The 16,577-nt window shown below is 61.4% G+C and carries 13 protein-coding genes and 1 tRNA gene; 12 read left to right on the plus strand and 2 right to left on the minus strand.

Translation table 11 applies throughout. The features are described 5' to 3' along the window. From AB5287_RS00620 to AB5287_RS00665, 10 genes are all read left to right on the plus strand, one after another. Positions 1 to 921, plus strand: a complete 921-nt coding sequence (locus AB5287_RS00620; protein WP_065444331.1) for an ABC transporter ATP-binding protein — start codon at positions 1 to 3, stop codon at positions 919 to 921. Continuing rightward, positions 918 to 2,591, plus strand: coding sequence for a hypothetical protein (locus AB5287_RS00625; RefSeq protein ID WP_008782920.1), 1,674 nt, complete (start codon positions 918 to 920; stop codon positions 2,589 to 2,591). Before AB5287_RS00620 ends, AB5287_RS00625 begins: the two co-directional genes overlap by 4 nt. Positions 2,592 to 2,613: 22 nt before the next feature. Continuing rightward, complete coding sequence (gene dacB, locus AB5287_RS00630) at positions 2,614 to 4,104, plus strand: D-alanyl-D-alanine carboxypeptidase/D-alanyl-D-alanine-endopeptidase (RefSeq protein ID WP_080824046.1); 1,491 nt, start codon at positions 2,614 to 2,616, stop codon at positions 4,102 to 4,104. Positions 4,105 to 4,193: 89 nt separating this feature from the next. Continuing rightward, complete coding sequence (gene tilS, locus AB5287_RS00635) at positions 4,194 to 5,360, plus strand: tRNA lysidine(34) synthetase TilS (RefSeq protein ID WP_007057755.1); 1,167 nt, start codon at positions 4,194 to 4,196, stop codon at positions 5,358 to 5,360. Next, on the plus strand, positions 5,347 to 5,910 hold the full coding sequence (gene hpt / locus AB5287_RS00640; RefSeq protein ID WP_007055325.1) for a hypoxanthine phosphoribosyltransferase: 564 nt from the start codon (positions 5,347 to 5,349) through the stop codon (positions 5,908 to 5,910). Before tilS ends, hpt begins: the two co-directional genes overlap by 14 nt. Continuing rightward, complete coding sequence (gene ftsH, locus AB5287_RS00645; RefSeq protein WP_368220356.1) at positions 5,907 to 8,000, plus strand: ATP-dependent zinc metalloprotease FtsH; 2,094 nt, start codon at positions 5,907 to 5,909, stop codon at positions 7,998 to 8,000. Before hpt ends, ftsH begins: the two co-directional genes overlap by 4 nt. Positions 8,001 to 8,094: 94 nt before the next feature. Continuing rightward, complete coding sequence (folE, locus tag AB5287_RS00650) at positions 8,095 to 8,694, plus strand: GTP cyclohydrolase I FolE (protein WP_038426531.1); 600 nt, start codon at positions 8,095 to 8,097, stop codon at positions 8,692 to 8,694. Between the two features lie 87 nt (positions 8,695 to 8,781). Beyond that, a complete protein-coding gene (gene folP, locus AB5287_RS00655) occupies positions 8,782 to 9,657 on the plus strand; it encodes a dihydropteroate synthase (RefSeq protein WP_007053863.1) in 876 nt (291 codons plus the stop codon). 110 nt (positions 9,658 to 9,767) lie between these two features. After that, a complete protein-coding gene (folK, locus tag AB5287_RS00660) occupies positions 9,768 to 11,180 on the plus strand; it encodes a 2-amino-4-hydroxy-6-hydroxymethyldihydropteridine diphosphokinase (RefSeq protein WP_368220357.1) in 1,413 nt (470 codons plus the stop codon). Positions 11,181 to 11,354: 174 nt separating this feature from the next. Continuing rightward, positions 11,355 to 11,882: a DUF3180 domain-containing protein gene (locus AB5287_RS00665; protein WP_118241622.1), complete on the plus strand. Its 528-nt coding sequence runs from the start codon at positions 11,355 to 11,357 to the stop codon at positions 11,880 to 11,882. 12 nt (positions 11,883 to 11,894) lie between these two features. Here the strand turns inward: AB5287_RS00665 and AB5287_RS00670 are convergent, their stop codons facing one another. Together AB5287_RS00670 and ettA are read right to left on the minus strand one after the other, a co-directional pair. Then, positions 11,895 to 12,794, minus strand: a complete 900-nt coding sequence (locus AB5287_RS00670) for an acyl-CoA thioesterase II (protein WP_007052384.1) — start codon at positions 12,792 to 12,794, stop codon at positions 11,895 to 11,897. A 311-nt stretch (positions 12,795 to 13,105) separates the two neighbouring features. Beyond that, the gene (ettA, locus tag AB5287_RS00675) at positions 13,106 to 14,785 is read right to left on the minus strand and encodes an energy-dependent translational throttle protein EttA (protein ID WP_007053864.1); all 1,680 of its coding nucleotides are present in this window, start codon (positions 14,783 to 14,785) and stop codon (positions 13,106 to 13,108) included. Positions 14,786 to 15,118: 333 nt separating this feature from the next. Between ettA and AB5287_RS00680 the strand changes: the two genes are divergently transcribed. Both AB5287_RS00680 and AB5287_RS00685 read left to right on the plus strand, forming a co-directional pair. After that, a tRNA-Asp gene (locus AB5287_RS00680) sits at positions 15,119 to 15,195 on the plus strand. A gap of 422 nt (positions 15,196 to 15,617) precedes the next feature. Then, positions 15,618 to 16,568: an ROK family glucokinase gene (locus AB5287_RS00685; protein WP_007052404.1), complete on the plus strand. Its 951-nt coding sequence runs from the start codon at positions 15,618 to 15,620 to the stop codon at positions 16,566 to 16,568. Positions 16,569 to 16,577 lie beyond the last annotated feature (9 nt).

Here is a 16,577-nt window from a genome sequence, read left to right on the forward strand (position 1 = left end):
ATGATGCCAGCCGCCGCCCCCGCGCCTGCACAGCCGTCGCAACCGCAGCCACAAGCATGGCCGCCGAATCCGAATGCGGCGGTGTCCATTCGTGGCCTGTTCAAGCACTTCGACCGGAAGATCGCCGTCAACGGACTCGTGCTCGATATTCCGGTCGGCTCGTTCTATGGACTTGTAGGCCCCAACGGCGCCGGCAAAACCACCACGCTCAATATGGTGACCGGTCTATTGGTACCGGACGCCGGCACCGCCATGATTTTGGGCCATGACGTGTGGAGCGACGTGAACACGGCCAAGCGCATGATCGGCGTCATGCCCCAGCCCGACCAGATCTTCGACCGACTGACCGGTTTGCAATTGCTCGTCTACTCCGGCATGCTGCGCGGCATGAGCCGCGATGAGACCACGCGTCGCGCCCAGGACCTGCTCAATGCTTTCGACTTGGCCGGGGCCGCCAACACGATGGTCACCGATTATTCGGCCGGCATGACCAAGAAGATCTGCCTGGCCTCCGCGATGATTCATAGCCCGCGCATTCTGGTCCTGGACGAGCCGTTTGAATCCGTGGACCCGGTGTCCAGCGCCAACCTCAAAGACATCCTCATCGAATACGCGAAGACCGGCGGCACGGTGATTATCTCTTCGCACGTGATGGCATTGGTCGAAAAGATGTGCACGCATGTGGCCGTAATCAACAACGGTCTGGTGTGCGCGGCCGGCACGGTGGACGAGGTCGCCGCCGGCGAAGAACTCGAAGACCGCTTCCTGCAACTGGTCGGCGGCCGTCACGAAGCCGCCCATCTCGCATGGCTCGACGGCGGGCAAGCCCAAGCCCAAGCACCAACTTCGGTCCAGCCGGTCCAGCCCATTCCGCTTACAACCGCCACGCCCGCCACACCCACCGATGAGGCCCGCCGATGATCAGCAGCGCCATCACCCTGGTCCGCCTGCGCTGGACGCTCACGCTCGCCACCCTGCGAAAATCGGCGTGGCAGACCGTCGCCTATGTCTTTTCCGCCGTACTCGCGGCCGGCACCATCATCGGCACCGGCGTGCTCGCATGGTTCATCGGCATACTGCCGCCCTTCACCGTGAACGCGGATGGCTTTCCGCTGAACATCCTTGGTTCCGGAGGCATCGTCAACATAGTCGTCGTGCTGGTCGGCGCGACCATGACCATCTTCATCGGCTTCATCCAGCTCATGATGCTTGGCGAAGGCTCCACCATGAACCCACGCAAATTCGCGCTCTACGGCATCGCCGACCGCAACCTGCAATTCGGCTTGCTGCTTTCCGGCCTGTCCGGCATCCCCGCCCTTACCGGCGTGGCCTCACTGATGCTCTGGACACTGGCCTATCGGCATATGGGACCAGCCGTAATCATCAGTTCCCTCCTCGCCGCAGTGCTGGCCGTCATCACCATGATGGGCATCTCCAAACTGCTCATCGCCCTATCCACCACGCTGGTGACCAGCAAACGCGGCAAAGGCGCGTTCTATATCTTCATCGTGCTGACGTTCGTTATCATCTGTCAGTTGCCGAACATTCTGGTCAACTCCGGCGTGGCCTTCAGCCTCAACACCGAAACCTGGGGCGCGGCGACCACCATCGTCGCATGGACGCCGTTCGGCGCGGCCTTCCAACTACCGTTCGACGCGCTTACCGGAGCCTGGGCGGTGCTGCTCGCCCGCATCGCCATCCTTGCCGTCACATGGATTGTCTGCTTCGCCGTCTGCACCTGGTGTCTGAGACATGAACGGCTCACCATCGGCGCAAACAGTCCGTCCGAGACCGCCAAAGGCATCGGCGCATTCGCATGGATGCCCGATTCGGCATCCGGCGCGGTTTCCGCACGCCTGATCACCTATCTCAAACGAGACCCCCGTCAAGCCATGACCTTCGCCATGCCGGTCCTGTTCCTGATCATCTTCGCCTTCCAGGCACACGGCATCAGCGCGGTCGTCTGGCAGTCGCTGATCTGGTGCGGCTGGTTCATGTCCGTCGTGGAAAGCAACGGGCTCGCATATGACGGCCGCGGCTTCACCATGGAAGTCATCGCCGGCGTGCGTGGCCGGACCGACAGAATCGGCCGCGTACGCGTCTACGTCGGCATCATGGTCGTCTACATGGTGCTGCTCTATCTCGCCGGCATCGTGCTGGTCGGCGCACTGACCGGACGCTGGGCGCAGCCCGATGACCTCGCTACCGGCCTGATCTTCCTCGCCACGGGCATGGGCATCGCCTTGAGCGGACTGGGCGTGGCCGAAGTCACCTCCTGTGTACTGATGTACCCGGTCGCCTCAATGGACAAGCCGTTCTCCGCGCCTCAAGGCCGCGCCATGGCCCAAGGCTTCTTCCCGTTCGTCTACATGCTTGGCAGCCTGCTGCTCATGCTGCCCACTGGCATCGTGGCGCTGGTCATGCTGCTGACAGGAGCCGAAGGCGGCATGTGGCTGGCGATTATTCCGGTCGCGCTGGCCAATGGCATCGGCATTCTGGCACTCGGGACATGGCTGGGCGGTAAGCTGATGGATGCGCGAATGCTCTCGATTGTGGCAACACTCGACTCGTTCGCCTCATTGCAGAAATGATTGCCTTGGCATAAGGAGCACGATGGTATCTACAGCGGTATCACGCCGTCAGCGACGTGAAGCGCAACGGCGGACCCAACGATCGCATCGCCGAACACTGACCGTCATCATTTCCGCACTGACCACCATCGCCCTGTTCGCGGGGTACTGCGCCGCCGACATCACCGACGTGGCCCCCGGATTGTTGACGTTAAAACCTGTCACCGCACCTGTTTTCGCCAATCCGGCCACCGCCAAATCAGGCGGCACCATCGCCGGTGCCCTGAACGCGAACAAGGCCATTGATTCCACGGCCGCTTCTGCACTGGTCAACGAATTGCTGTCCGCGCAAGGCGTGGGAAACGATGCGTCGGTGATCATTGAAGACGCCCAAGGCACCGTCGCTGCCGAACATGAGTCGAACACTCCACGCGAGCCTGCATCCACACTGAAAACGCTGACCGCGCTCGCCGCCTCATCCACCCTGAACATGGCATCCACCTTGGATACCCAAGTGTTCCTGACCCAATCCGATGACGGCACCAATACGTTGACCCTCAAAGGCAATGGCGACATGCTGCTGTCTGCAGGCGATTCCGACGCACACCATACCAACGGACGTGCCGGTCTGAACACCTTGGCCAAGGCCACCGTGGCCGCGCTCGCCCAGCGAGGCATCACTTCCGTCAATCTCGAGTACGACGACACCCTATTCGACGACTCACGCATTCCCGCAGGTCTGTCGGAAGGCGGCGCGGTCTTAAGCGACTACACCGTCTACTTCACGCCGGTCTCATCAATGGCGATTGATGGAGGCCGCCAATACACCGCCGATACGCCTGCGCCGGCCGACCCTGATGATTCGGCCGGATACCCGGAACTGTCCCAGCACACCGCCAGCGACGTGGCCACGAAATTCGCCGAACTGCTCCAATCGAACGGTGTGGCCGTTACCGGAGACGTGACGGCAAACACCGCTCCATCCGGCGAAACGCCTTTGGCCTCGGTGAGTTCGGCAACACTGTCCGAAATCATGGCATACACGTTGCGGCATTCGGACAATACGCTGGCCGAGGAGTTCGGTAGACTCACCGCCTTGGCGAAATCAGCGACAAACAGTCCTGAAGGCGGCACGGAAGCGGTCAAATCCACTCTGAACGATCTCGGTCTCGACACATCCGGTCTGACCATGGCCGATTGCTCCGGCCTGTCTCCCGGCTCCCGGCTCACCGTACGCACGCTGGCGGCCGTCCAACAACGTAATCTGACCACCGAGAGCGGTGCTGCTGGTGCGGAAGGTCTATCCATCGCGGGATTGGTGGGCACGGCGCAGGATCGGTATACGGATGATGCCGTGGCCGGTCTGCTGCGCGTCAAAACCGGCAGCCTCGGCACGGTCACGTCGATGGCCGGCAATGTGTCCCGTACCAATGGGGGAGCGTTGTCGTTTGCCGTGGTGGTCAACAATCCTGAGGATTATGCCGCCGCGCGTAGCGCCATCGACTCGTTCATCACCAAGCTCGCGGGGCTGTAAAAGAGGCATCAAGGGCCATCAAGGGCTACAAAGGCCGTAAACGTCCATAAACGCACGAGTGCCTATAACCAGAAAAGGGTGGTGAGTACATGGCATATTCCGCACGATTGCGCAAGGCCGTAGGCGCGGTCCGCGCAACGCTGAGCGCCGTGGAACTATGCGATGTGCAGGCTCCCGAATTCGCGCAGCATGGGGACCATGCCGTTGCCGCCGATGCACCACTCGTGCTCGTGGCCTGTTCAGGCGGGCGCGATTCGATGGCGCTGGCCGCGGTGAGCCATATCGTATGCACGTCCATGGGCGTGCGTTGCGGTGTCGTGATTGTGGATCACGGCTTGCAGGAGGGTTCCGAACAGGTCGCCGGCGAGGCCGCGGATCGTTGCCGTGCGTTGGGACTGGGCCCGGTCATCGTGCGCAACGCAACCGTGCAGGCACGCGGTGAGGGCCTCGAAGCGGCCGCACGGCAGGCCCGGTACAACGAGCTGTGCGCCGCGGCGCGTGAATCAGGTGCCATTGCCGTGCTGTTGGCCCACACTATGGACGATCAGGCGGAAACCGTATTGATCGGACTGCTGCGCAGCCGTGGCGTGGATGCGTTGGCCGGCATGCCGCAGGTCTTCACACGCAGTGGCGTGACTTTTGCGCGGCCGCTGCTGACCCTTACTCGAGACGAAACCACCGGCCTCTGTGAAGACTTGGGTGTGGAATATTGGGATGACCCCACCAATGGCGATGCGGTAGACGGCGAGTTGCCGGACGACTATCCGTTGCGCTCGCGGGTGCGCCACGACCTGCTGCCGGCCATCGAACGATTCGCTGGATTCAATGTCACCCGCCATTTCGCCGAAAGCGCACAGCTGGCCAGAATGGACAAGGAGTATCTGGATCAGCGATCCGACGAGGTGATGGGGGAGGCGGTTACGGCAGTTGACCGGCCGGCATCGTCGGCAGCGGTATCGACCGATACGCCACGAGCCTGTGCTGCAGACGATACCAACGATTCGGGCCATGGCATCGGCCTGATGATCGGCGTCAAACGTATTGCACGTGAGCCAGAGGCGATTCGGTTGCGGGTCATCGCTCACGCGCTGAGCCAGGCCGGTGTGAACGCCAGTGCCGCCCAGATTGCCGCCATCGACCGGCTGGTCGTCGATTGGCATGGCCAAGGCGGCGTCTCACTTCCCAGAGGTTATTCAGCCAATCGCAAGAAACACGTCATTCGCGTGTGCCAAGATGGAGCGCATGCGAATCGCTGACGTTGAGGAAGATATTGACCACGAGCTGGTCAGCAAAGAACAGATCGATGCCAAGATCCACGAGATGGCCGCTCTCGCGAGCGAGGATTACCGCGATAAGAATCCGCTGCTCGTTGCGGTGCTGAAAGGGGCCGTGAATACGCTGGTCGCGTTCACCCAGGCCATGAGCATTCCTGTACAGATCGACTTCATGAGCCTGTCGAGCTATGGCTCGGGCACAGTGTCGAGCGGTGAGGTCACAGTCAGGCAGGATTTGTCCGCCGATGTTCGCGGACGGCACATTTTGATTGTGGAGGATATTGTTGATTCAGGACGCACGCTCGCGTGGCTGGTCGCAGAACTGAAACGTCGTGGTGCCGCTTCCGTGGAGGTCTTCGCTTTGCTGAGCAAGCCTTCCCGCCGAGAAGTGGACGTTGATGTGAAGTACGCCGGCTATGAGATTCCGGACGAGTTCGTCGTCGGCTTCGGCCTCGACTTTGACGAACGCTACCGCAACCTCGATTCGATCGCGGTCCTCAAGCCGTCCGTCTACCAAGGAGTGCAAGCATGAGCTTCCCGCAAGGGCCGGGTAACGGCAATAATCCGAACCCGAACAACAACCGTAACAACGGCAACCCGTTCACCAACCCGTTCAACCGTGGCAATAACGGGACCAATGGCAAAGGCAACAACAACGAGAACCGACCGATATGGCAGTCCCCTTGGCTGTGGGGTGCCGTGCTCGTGGTCATGGTTGTGCTGATGTTCCAGATGTTCGCCGGCGGTGGCACCAAAACCATCGATACTAAAGATGGTTTCGCGCTGATCAATCAGGGCAAGGCCACATACGCCGAGATCACGGACAACAAGCAGGTCGTCCGCCTTGAGCTGAAGAATGACTACACCAAGAAGAACGCCGACACCGGCAAGGTGACCAACTACGGCAAGAACGTGCAGTTCTACTACACCTTCGCCCAGGGCGCGCAGGTGGCCAAGGCCGTGGAGAACGGCGATCTCGAAAAGGGCTGGACCTCGAATATCGAGCAGACCAGTGTGATGAGCTACCTCATCACCTCGATTCTGCCGTTCGTCATCATCCTTGCCTTGTTCTGGTGGCTGATGAGCCGCATGGGCGGTGCCGGCGGCATGCTCGGCATGGGCGGCAAGAAGAACAGCGGCAAGCTGTTCGAGGGCCAGACCCCCACCACCAAGTTCGCCGATGTGGCCGGTGAAGACGAGGCCGTGGCCGAAGTCGAGGAAATCAAGGACTTCCTCAAGGATCCGTCCAAGTACAAGGCGCTGGGTGCGCGCATCCCGCGCGGCGTGCTGCTGTACGGCCCTCCCGGCACCGGTAAGACGTTGCTGGCCCGAGCCATCGCAGGTGAGGCCGGCGTGCCGTTCTACTCGATGGCCGGCTCCGACTTCGTCGAGATGTTCGTCGGTCTCGGTGCCTCCCGTGTGCGTGACCTGTTCGATGAGGCCAAGAAGAACGCTCCCGCCATCATCTTCATCGATGAGATCGATGCCGTGGGTCGCAAGCGTGGCTCCGGTATGGGCGGTGGCCACGACGAGCGCGAGCAGACGCTGAACCAGCTGCTCGTCGAGATGGACGGTTTCGACAACGACACCAACCTCATCATCATAGCCGCCACCAACCGCCCTGACGTGCTTGACCCCGCTCTGCTGCGTCCGGGTCGATTCGACCGTCAGGTAGGTGTGGCCGCGCCTGATCTGGAAGGCCGTGAGGCAATTCTGAGGGTGCACGCCAAGGGCAAGCCGTTCGTACCGGACGTCGACCTGCATATGGTTGCCGTGCGCACGCCGGGCTTCACCGGTGCCGATTTGGCCAACGTGCTCAACGAAGCTGCGTTGCTGTGCGCCCGTGCCGGTGCCCAGTTGATCGACAACCGCGCCATCGACGAGGCCATCGACCGCGTTCAGGCCGGCCCGAAGCGCAAGTCCAAGGGCATGGCTCTGGAAGAGCTGCGCAACACCGCATACCACGAGGGTGGCCATGCGCTGGTGGCCGCCGCCTTGAACAACACCGATCCGGTGACCAAGGTGACGATTCTGCCGCGAGGCCGCGCCCTCGGCTACACCGCCGTCATGCCGACCTCCGACCGCTACTCGCAGTCGCGCAACCAGCTGCTCGACCAGATGGCCTACGCGATGGGTGGCCGCACCGCCGAGGAAATCGTCTTCCACGACCCGACTACCGGTGCTTCGAACGATATCGAGAAGGCTACGAGCATCGCCCGTACGATGGTGATCGAATACGGCTTCTCCGATAAGCTCGGCGCCATCAAGTGGGGTTCCGACGACGATCAGACCACTGTGATGGATGGTCTGCAGCCGCGCAAGTACTCCGATCGCACCGCTGAGGTAATCGATGACGAAGTGTTGAAGCTGGTGGAGACCGCGCACACCGAGGCATGGACCATCATCAACGACAACCGCGAGATTCTTGACGAGCTGGTCCGCCAGCTGCTGGTCAAGGAGACCCTGAACGAGAAGGAACTTGCGGCGATCTTCGCGCCGATCAAGAAGGCTCCGGTTCGTCCGGTGTGGCTGTCCAACGACCGCCGCCCCGACTCGGACAAGCCGCCGGTGGAGATTCCCGAAAGCCTCAAGCGCTCGGTCGGCATGAAGCCGGAAGAGTAGACACGATGACGATTCGGCCCGACCTGTTCATGTGGTTTCTCACGTACGCAGGCCGGGCCGACGTCGTTGTGAACAATGACAAGGGAGAGATGAGATGAACGAAAATATAGAGTCTTGCCAGCGGGAGAAACGCACATACGACGAGGAAGGCGTGCGCGAAGCCGTACGTCTGTTCCTGAAGTCGATTGGCGAGGATCCCGAGCGCGAGGGACTGGTGGAAACGCCTGACCGTATCGCCCGCGCGTGCCGCGAGCTGTTCGCCGGTCTGCAGGCCTCGCCGGCCGATGTGCTGGAGAAGCACTTCGACGTGGATACCGACGAGCTGGTGCTGGTCAAGGACATCGAACTGTATTCGGTGTGCGAGCATCACCTGCTGCCTTTCCATGGCGTGGCCCATGTGGGCTACATTCCCGCCAAGGATGGGGTGATGGGGCTGAGCAAGCTCGCCCGACTGGTTGAGGTGTATGCTCGCCGGCCGCAGGTGCAGGAGCGTTTGACCCAGCAGATCGCCGACGCGCTGGTCGAGTATGCGGGCGCACGTGGTGTGATTGTGGTGACCGAATGCGAGCACCTGTGCATGTCGATGCGCGGCATCAAGAAGTCTTCCGCCCGCACGGTGACCTCTGCGGTGCGCGGTCTGCTACGCAACCCCGCCACCCGAGCCGAAGCCATGAGTCTGATTCTTGACAAGTGACGCAACCTAGGCTCCCCTCTCTGAGGGGAGCTGTCGCCGTAGGTGACTGAGGGGAGCGAAGGGGAAACAATGAAGGGGAGATGACCTATGACTGATTTGCAGGCGTTGCATGACGCCACGCACACCATGGTGATGGGTGTGCTCAACATCACCGAGGACTCGTTCTCGGACGGCGGCCTGTGGCTGGACCCGGCCAAGGCGGCCCAGCACGGGCGCGACATGATGGCCGCCGGCGCGGATATCATCGACATCGGCGCCGAATCCACGCGCCCCGGTGCCAAGCGCGTGTCCGAGGCCGACGAACTGGCCCGTATCACCGGTGCCGTCAAGACGTTGATTCCGGCCGGTGCCGTACTGTCCATCGACACCACGCGCGCATCCGTGGCCGCCGCCGCGCTGAGCGAGGGCGCACAGATCATCAACGATGTTTCCGGCGGCACGCTGGACGCCGAGCTGCCGCATGTGGTCGCCGACCACGACTGCCTGTACGTCGTGCAGCATTGGCGCGGCTGGCTCGTCGGCTCCAAGGGCGCGAACCCCGATCAAGACACCTCCGTATACGAGCATGGCGTATTGACCGACGTGCACGACGAACTCATGCGCCAAGTCGACGGCGTGCTGGCCGCCGGCGTAAAGCCTGAGCGCATTATCATCGATCCTGGTCTGGGCTTCTCCAAGCCCGGCATCGAGCATAACCTACCGCTGCTGACCGGGCTCGAGACCTTCCGCGCCACTGGATATCCGGTGCTGATTGGCCAGTCCCGCAAGCGCTTCATTTCGGCGATGCTTACCGGGGCAGGTACTGCCGGTGCTGATGGCCCGACCATGGCCCAGCGCGATGACGTGACCGCAGCCTTGTCCGCCCTGTCCGCCGAGCACGGCGCATGGGCCGTGCGCGTACACGATGTGGCCAAAAGCCGCGCCGCCGTCATCGCCGGCAACACCTGGCGCGAATACGCATGATTCCCCTGGCTCCCTGTTTTTGGTTGCTTCTAGGTCTTGGCTCCCCTCGGGCGAGGGGAGCTGGCGCCGAAGGCGACTGAGGGGGAGCATTTGAACAGAAAGCCTTACCAATGGACACCATCACTCTTACCGGCGTACATGCCAACGGCACCCACGGTGTGCTCGCCTTTGAACACGAACGGCCACAAACCTTCGTCGTGGACGTCACCCTGCACCTTGATCTGGCCGCCGCCGGTCAATCCGACGATCTCAACGACACCATCGATTACGGCCGTGTGGCCAAGGATATCGCGGCTGTCATCGAAGGCCCTCATGTGGACCTGATCGAGCGTCTGGCCCAACGTATCGCGGATAAGATCCTTGCCGATGCGCCGGCCGTCGCCTCCATCGACGTCACCGTGCACAAGCCTCATGCGCCCATCGTCGTGGCTTTTGCAGATGTATCGGTCTCCATCTCGCGCGTGCGTGCCACCGATAATGGACGCACTGCTGAAGAGCATGCCATCCATAACGCGGTGGTGGCCTTGGGCGGCAATGTGGGCGAGGTGGAATCCACCTTGCGAGCCGCCGTTCGGGAGATTGACGCGCTGCTCGGCACACAGGTGACCGGTATTTCGCCGCTTTACCGCACGGCCGCGTGGGGCATGGCCGACGGTACGCCGGATTTCCTGAACGCCGTGGTGGAGCTTGAAACCACAATGGGCAGCCACGAATTGCTTGCCGCGTTGCAAAACATCGAAGCGAACCATGGACGAATTCGTGAGAATCATTGGGATTCCAGGCCGTTGGACTTGGACATTATCGACTTTGATGGCATCACCAGCGCGGATCCGGATCTGGCATTGCCCCATCCGCGTGCTTGGCAGCGCGCATTTGTGCTGGCTCCCTGGGCGGCGCTGAATCCGAACGCCAAACTTGCTGGAGCCCATGAGGGGCCTGTAGCCGATTTGCTGGCCGCCGCATCGGACCGTAACGCCGTGCAGCTCGAGAGCGAAGACTGGATGCTCGGCGGGCATGCAGTCAAGCAAAAATCAGCGTCGGAGTCGGCACCCGTTTCACGCAAGGCGATTATTTCGCTGGATTCCACCTCGCAGGATGCCGAACGGCTGTTCCGCGAAACCATCGTTTCCATCGACAGTGTTCCTGGCAATCAGGTACAGGGCATCTCGCCGCTCTACCATGTCAGCCATTTCGACGGCCCGGACGCGATAAGCGCGGTCATCCAAATCGAAACCAAGTTGCCGCCCGCCGACCTGATTGCCGTATTGGGCAGCATCGAAAGCGTTCATGATCTGGCAGTCGACCTTGACCTTGTCGACATGGAAGGCGTGACTTCCGACGAGCTCAACTGCAGCATTCCTTGGCCGTCGGCCCGTAACCATGCGTCGGTATTGGCACCTTGGCTGGATATGGACCCGAATGCTTCTCTGGGCGGCGACCCGGTGGCCTTCCTTTTGGCCATGGCACCGGATGCCGGACAGGTCGGATTGCTATCGGACAACTGGATACTGTCGAACAGTTGAGCTGATGGCAGAACCAGTTACGAACGGTAGGCTAGAAACCAGACGGTGACGGACCGGTATCCGGCCTCGAACAGCCGGGCACGGCAGTGACGAAAACCAAATCAAGATGAACAGCCCAGGCGCGAGGGCCGTTCGCAAACAGCAAACAGCAACGCAACGATAAGGAGGCCGGACATGAAAACACGGCGAACAGCATGGTGGCAGTATGTGATCGGTGCCGTGCTGGGCCTGTTGGCGGGTATCGGTCTGGCCTCCTACGGCGAAAGCTCGGGACTGTCGCTGATTGGTGCGCCTTGGATTGTGACCGGATTGCTGGCCGTGCTGGGCGTTATCGTGCTGATCTTGGCCCTGCAAGTGCATAAATACGCGAATACCGACCCCAAGAAGCGTCCGCATAGCTTCATCAATCCCACTATCGCGGTGTATACGCTGGTGCTGTCTAAGGCACTGGGATTGGCGGGCGCAACGCTCGCCGGCTGGTATGGCGGTCAGATTGTGATGAGCCTGAGCCATATCGAGGCGGATTTCTATGCACACGCCGTCACCGAGTGTGCAATCGCGGCCGTGGTGTGCATCGCCGACATGATCATCGGCATTATCGGCGAATGGTTGTGCCAGTTACCGCCGAACGAAGGCCCCGAAAACCCGAAAATCAAGGAAGCCAAGCGCCGTAGCGACATAGCCCAAGCCTACAAGCGGTAGGGGTGACTATTCCTACGGCACGCGCACCATAGCTTCCTGAGCGATGGCCGCCACCAAGTCGCCATTCTGCGCATACACTTTGGCAATGCCGAGTCCGCGTCCGTGCGCGGCGATAGGCGTATCCTGCACATACAAATGCCATTCGTTGATATCGATATCCTGATACCACCACATCGAATGGTCGATGGACGCATAGGAAATGCCCGGTGTGGAAATCGACAGTCCGGCGCGGCGCAGCACCGGCTCCATCATCACCTGATCGCAGCCAAGCGCCAGCATCGCACGATGCATGACCTGCGGCACATCGACGTGGCCATCGGCCTTCATCCACACCATCTGCTTGCCGGAATCATGCTCGGCGGAATCCTTGTCCGCGCGCAGCATCACGGTCGGCGTCACGTGGCGGATATCGAACGGCGATTTCTCGGCATAGTAATTGGCGAACGGCGACTTCTCGGCGAACGGCTGCATGAGTTCTTTGGCGGAAGTCAACGTTTCGGGATCGGGCAGGTTTTCCGGCATCGGATCGGCAAATTCCACACCCTCTTGGCCGGTCTCCTGGAAAGAGGCGATGGCCGTGAGAATCGACCCCTCGGCTTGGGTGACGTTGACCCGACGAGCGGAGAACGAGCGGCCGTCGCGAAGGTTCTCGACGTCAAACAACAGGTCTTGACGAATATCGCCGGCGGCAATGAAATAGCCATGTACCGAATGCGGCAGGCGTGAAGGGCCCACTGTTTTGGACGCGGCGATCACCGACTGGGCGATGACCTGGCCACCGTAGACGCGGCCGGTGGGGAAGTACATACTCTCGCCATTGATATATGTGTGATTGCGGTAAGCGGAAGGCTCGCCCAACTTCAGCACCTTCACCAGATGGTCCAATGGAGTTACGGTGGTTGCCTGAGCCATGGCGTTCCTCGATTCTTGTTCTGCTGTGTTCAGTATTCGGTTATCGTATTCCAACCTATGGTTGGCAGTCTATCCGGTGGGGGTTAAGAGTTCCGGGAGCGAAATGTAACGAGACTGTTTGGAAGGTAAACGGTGGGTTATGCGGCGCATTGCCGCTACGTTGCTGCTGCGCTGCCGGTGTGTTGCCGTAGGCGACTGTGGGATTTTATGGGATGCGGGGCGGGCAGCCATGGGGCAATTATGGGGAAAGCCGCCCCTGAGGGACGGCTTTCGACGTATAAAGCGCGTTGTGGCACTAATGCCGGCGTATCTCAGCCGCGCACAAGCTTCTTGTGCAGGCGGTGCGGGCGGGCCGCATCCTCGCCGAGGCGTGTCACCTTGTTCTCCTGGTAGGCCTGGAAGTTGCCTTCGAACCAGTACCACTTGGCCGGGTTGTCGTCGTCGCCTTCCCACGCGAGGATATGCGTGGCGACACGGTCGAGGAACCAACGGTCGTGGGAAATCACCACAGCGCAGCCAGGGAATTCGAGCAGCGCGTTTTCGAGGGATTCCAAGGTCTCGACGTCCAGATCGTTGGTGGGCTCGTCGAGCAGCAGCAGGTTGCCGCCCTGCTTCAGGGTCAGGGCCAGGTTCAGACGGTTGCGCTCACCACCGGACAGCACACCGGTCAGCTTCTGCTGATCGGCGCCCTTGAAGCCGAAGCTGGCCACATAGGCGCGGGTCGGCACCTCCACACCGGCCACCTCGATGAAGTCGAGGCCGCCGGACACGGCTTCCCACAGGTTCTTGTTCGGGTCCAGGCCCTCACGGTTCTGGTCCACGTAGCTGATTTTGACGGTGTCGCCGATCTTCAGCTCGCCGCTGGTCAGCGGCTCCAGGCCCACGATGGTCTTGAACAGCGTGGACTTACCCACGCCGTTCGGGCCGATTACGCCGACGATGCCGTTGCGCGGCAGCGTGAAGGACAGGTCGTCGATGAGCACACGCTCGCCGAAGGCCTTGTGGATGTGGTTGGCTTCCAGCACGGTGGAACCCAGGCGCGGGCCGGCCGGAATCTGAATCTCGGAGAAGTCGAGCTTCTTGTTGTTGCGTGCCTCGTTTTCCATCTGGTCGTAACGCTCCAGACGGGCCTTGTTCTTGGCCTGACGGGCCTTGGGGGAGGAGCGCACCCAGTCGAGCTCGTTCTTCAGTCGCTTGGCGAGCTTGGCGTCCTTGGCTCCCTGGATCTCCAGACGCTTGGCCTTGGTCTCCAAGTAGGTGGAGTAGTTGCCCTTGTACGGGTACAGGTGGCCGCGGTCGACCTCGCAAATCCATTCGGCCACATTGTCCATGAAGTAACGATCGTGGGTGACGGCGATGACTGCGCCCTTGTACTGGTGCAGGAACTGTTCCAGCCACAGGATGGACTCGGCGTCCAGGTGGTTGGTGGGCTCGTCGAGCAGCAGCAGGTCCGGGGCCTCAAGCAGCAGCTTGCACAGGGCCACACGGCGGCGCTCGCCACCGGAGCACACGTTGACCGGGGTGTCCGGGTCCGGGCACTGCAGGGCGTCCATTGCCTGCTCGAGCTGGGAGTCGAGGTCCCAGCCGTCGGCGGCGTCGATCTCGGTTTGCAGCTTGCCCATCTCTTCCATCAGGGCGTCGAAGTCGGCGTCCGGATTGGCCATCTCCTCACCGATTTCATTGAATCGGGCGACCTTCTCGGCAATCGGGCCGAACGCCATCTTGATGTTCTCGCCCACGGTCTTGGTGTCGTCCAGCGGCGGCTCCTGCTGCAGGATGCCGACCGTGAAGCCCGGGGTCAGGCTGGCCTCGCCGTTGCTCACGGTCTCCAGGCCGGCCATGATCTTGAGCAGGGTGGACTTACCCATGCCGTTCGGGCCCACGACGCCGATCTTTGCGCCGGGCAGGAAGCTCAGGGTCACGTCATCGAGAATCACGCGGTCGCCGTAAGACTTGCGGGCCTTGATCATCTGAAATACGAATTCTGCCATGTTGTGCAGTTACTCCTTAAAAAGGGGTTGAAATTCCGCTGTTTCTTTAGTCTTTAGTTTGTGATGGATACGCTGTGTGCAGCGCGGAGCACGCCCCCGAATCACGGATCGCGGTGCGCCGCGTCAGGCCTGTGCCGCCCTGTCCGCATAACGATCGAATCCACGCCAAACCACCGCCCACCATGGTATCGGAAGGGCTGGAATGGCGGGCGTCGCTATGGCTTGGAGGGGTAATGGATGGGCCTGACATTGCCGTGGCGCGACGCGCCGGGCGGCGCACCGTGGTCCAGTGATGCTGTAGTATATCCTCTTGTGCTTCATTGAGGTACAGATGGCCCCGTAGCTCAGTTGGTTAGAGCGCCGCCCTGTCACGGCGGAGGTCACCGGTTCAAGTCCGGCCGGGGTCGCCACCAAGCTCCTGACAAATGTCAGGAGCTTTTTTGTTCTTTTGCCGTATTTCGTGGTGTAGGGCGAAATATGGGGTTATAGGCCAAAATGTGTGTCTGGTGTTTAGTCGTTTGATGGCCATTCGACTCTGGCATGGAAGCTGTTTCAGTCGATGCCGATGCCGTATCGCATGGAAATACCGAAGGTTTCGTGCTGGCCTTGGGGCTCTGCTCGACACGCCGATAGTCTGAATGACAACGTTTGCTATTGAATGACAACGTTAGCGTTAACAGTGCTTATAAATGGTGAAAAACGTGTGCAGGGTCACATTGGCAGAACGTGCGCGAGATATGACAAATCATGAAAAATACGCTATGGGAGGTCATGGCAACTCGTTACTATTTTCGCTGTCTCGTACGCCACACAAGCCTTCAAGGAGTAAGCCATGACCACGCTCGCCATTGATATCGGAGGAACTAAGATCGCCGCCGCCGTCTGCGATGAAAACGATAGCATCATCCAGCGCTGGCGCGTCCCCACGCCGATGGATGCCGACGCCATCAACCAGCACATCGCCGAGGTGTACCGCGAGGCTGTGGCCGCCGGACACACCGATATCGAGGCCATCGGCATCTCCGCCGCCGGCAACGTGAGCGCCGACCGCAAGACGCTCACCTTCTCCGCCAACATCCCGGCCTGGATCAACTACGACCTGTCCGAGCACGTCGGCGCGCTGATCGACCATGCCGTGCCGGTCGTTGTCGAGAACGACGCCAACTGCGCCGGCTGGGGCGAATACGTGCACGGTGCCGGCCAGGGCAGCTCCAACATGGTCGCCCTGACCGTGGGCACCGGCCTCGGCGGCGCCATCGTGATCAACGGTCAGCTGTACCGCGGCTCCTTCGGCATGGCCGCCGAACTCGGCCACCTGCCGATGGTCCCGGACGGCGACCACTGCGGCTGCGGCCTGCGCGGCTGCGCCGAGCGCTACACCTCGGGCACTTCGCTGGAGAACTTCGCCAAGTCCGCCGTGCGCCGTCGTCCGCAGGATGCCAAGCGTCTCATGGAGCTGTGTGGCGGCGACATCTCCAAGCTGGAAGGCCCGATGGTCTCCCAGGCCGCCCAGGAAGGCGACGTGCTCGGCCTGTACGCATTCGGCAAGATCGGCGAATGGCTTGGCCGCACGATGGCCGCAGTCTCCGCCGTGCTCGATCCGGACCTGTTTGTGATCGGCGGCGGTGTGGTGGCCGTCGGCGACATTCTGCTGGAGCCGGCCCGCTACAACTACCAGCGTTTCCTGGAAGGCAGCGCCTACCGCGGCCATGCCAAGATCGTCGCCGCCACCGCCGGCCAAGACGCCGGCCTCATCGGTGCCGCCAACCTGGCTCTGCGCTGACGATGCCGC

The organism is Bifidobacterium sp. RTP21102st3_E2_RTP21102_210122, from assembly GCF_040916945.1.
Classification (GTDB): Bacteria; Actinomycetota; Actinomycetes; order Actinomycetales; family Bifidobacteriaceae; genus Bifidobacterium; species Bifidobacterium longum.

What these genes read in the sequence shown, in the direction of transcription:
- AB5287_RS00620 (WP_065444331.1), top strand. Translation starts at nt 1, where the DNA reads ATGATGCCAGCCGCCGCCCCCGCGCCTGCACAGCCGTCGCAACCGCAG.
- AB5287_RS00625 (WP_008782920.1), top strand. Translation starts at nt 918, where the DNA reads ATGATCAGCAGCGCCATCACCCTGGTCCGCCTGCGCTGGACGCTCACG.
- dacB (WP_080824046.1), top strand. Translation starts at nt 2,614, where the DNA reads ATGGTATCTACAGCGGTATCACGCCGTCAGCGACGTGAAGCGCAACGG.
- tilS (WP_007057755.1), top strand. Translation starts at nt 4,194, where the DNA reads ATGGCATATTCCGCACGATTGCGCAAGGCCGTAGGCGCGGTCCGCGCA.
- hpt (WP_007055325.1), top strand. Translation starts at nt 5,347, where the DNA reads ATGCGAATCGCTGACGTTGAGGAAGATATTGACCACGAGCTGGTCAGC.
- ftsH (WP_368220356.1), top strand. Translation starts at nt 5,907, where the DNA reads ATGAGCTTCCCGCAAGGGCCGGGTAACGGCAATAATCCGAACCCGAAC.
- folE (WP_038426531.1), top strand. Translation starts at nt 8,095, where the DNA reads ATGAACGAAAATATAGAGTCTTGCCAGCGGGAGAAACGCACATACGAC.
- folP (WP_007053863.1), top strand. Translation starts at nt 8,782, where the DNA reads ATGACTGATTTGCAGGCGTTGCATGACGCCACGCACACCATGGTGATG.
- folK (WP_368220357.1), top strand. Translation starts at nt 9,768, where the DNA reads ATGGACACCATCACTCTTACCGGCGTACATGCCAACGGCACCCACGGT.
- AB5287_RS00665 (WP_118241622.1), top strand. Translation starts at nt 11,355, where the DNA reads ATGAAAACACGGCGAACAGCATGGTGGCAGTATGTGATCGGTGCCGTG.
- AB5287_RS00670 (WP_007052384.1), bottom strand. Translation starts at nt 12,794, where the DNA reads ATGGCTCAGGCAACCACCGTAACTCCATTGGACCATCTGGTGAAGGTG.
- ettA (WP_007053864.1), bottom strand. Translation starts at nt 14,785, where the DNA reads ATGGCAGAATTCGTATTTCAGATGATCAAGGCCCGCAAGTCTTACGGC.
- AB5287_RS00685 (WP_007052404.1), top strand. Translation starts at nt 15,618, where the DNA reads ATGACCACGCTCGCCATTGATATCGGAGGAACTAAGATCGCCGCCGCC.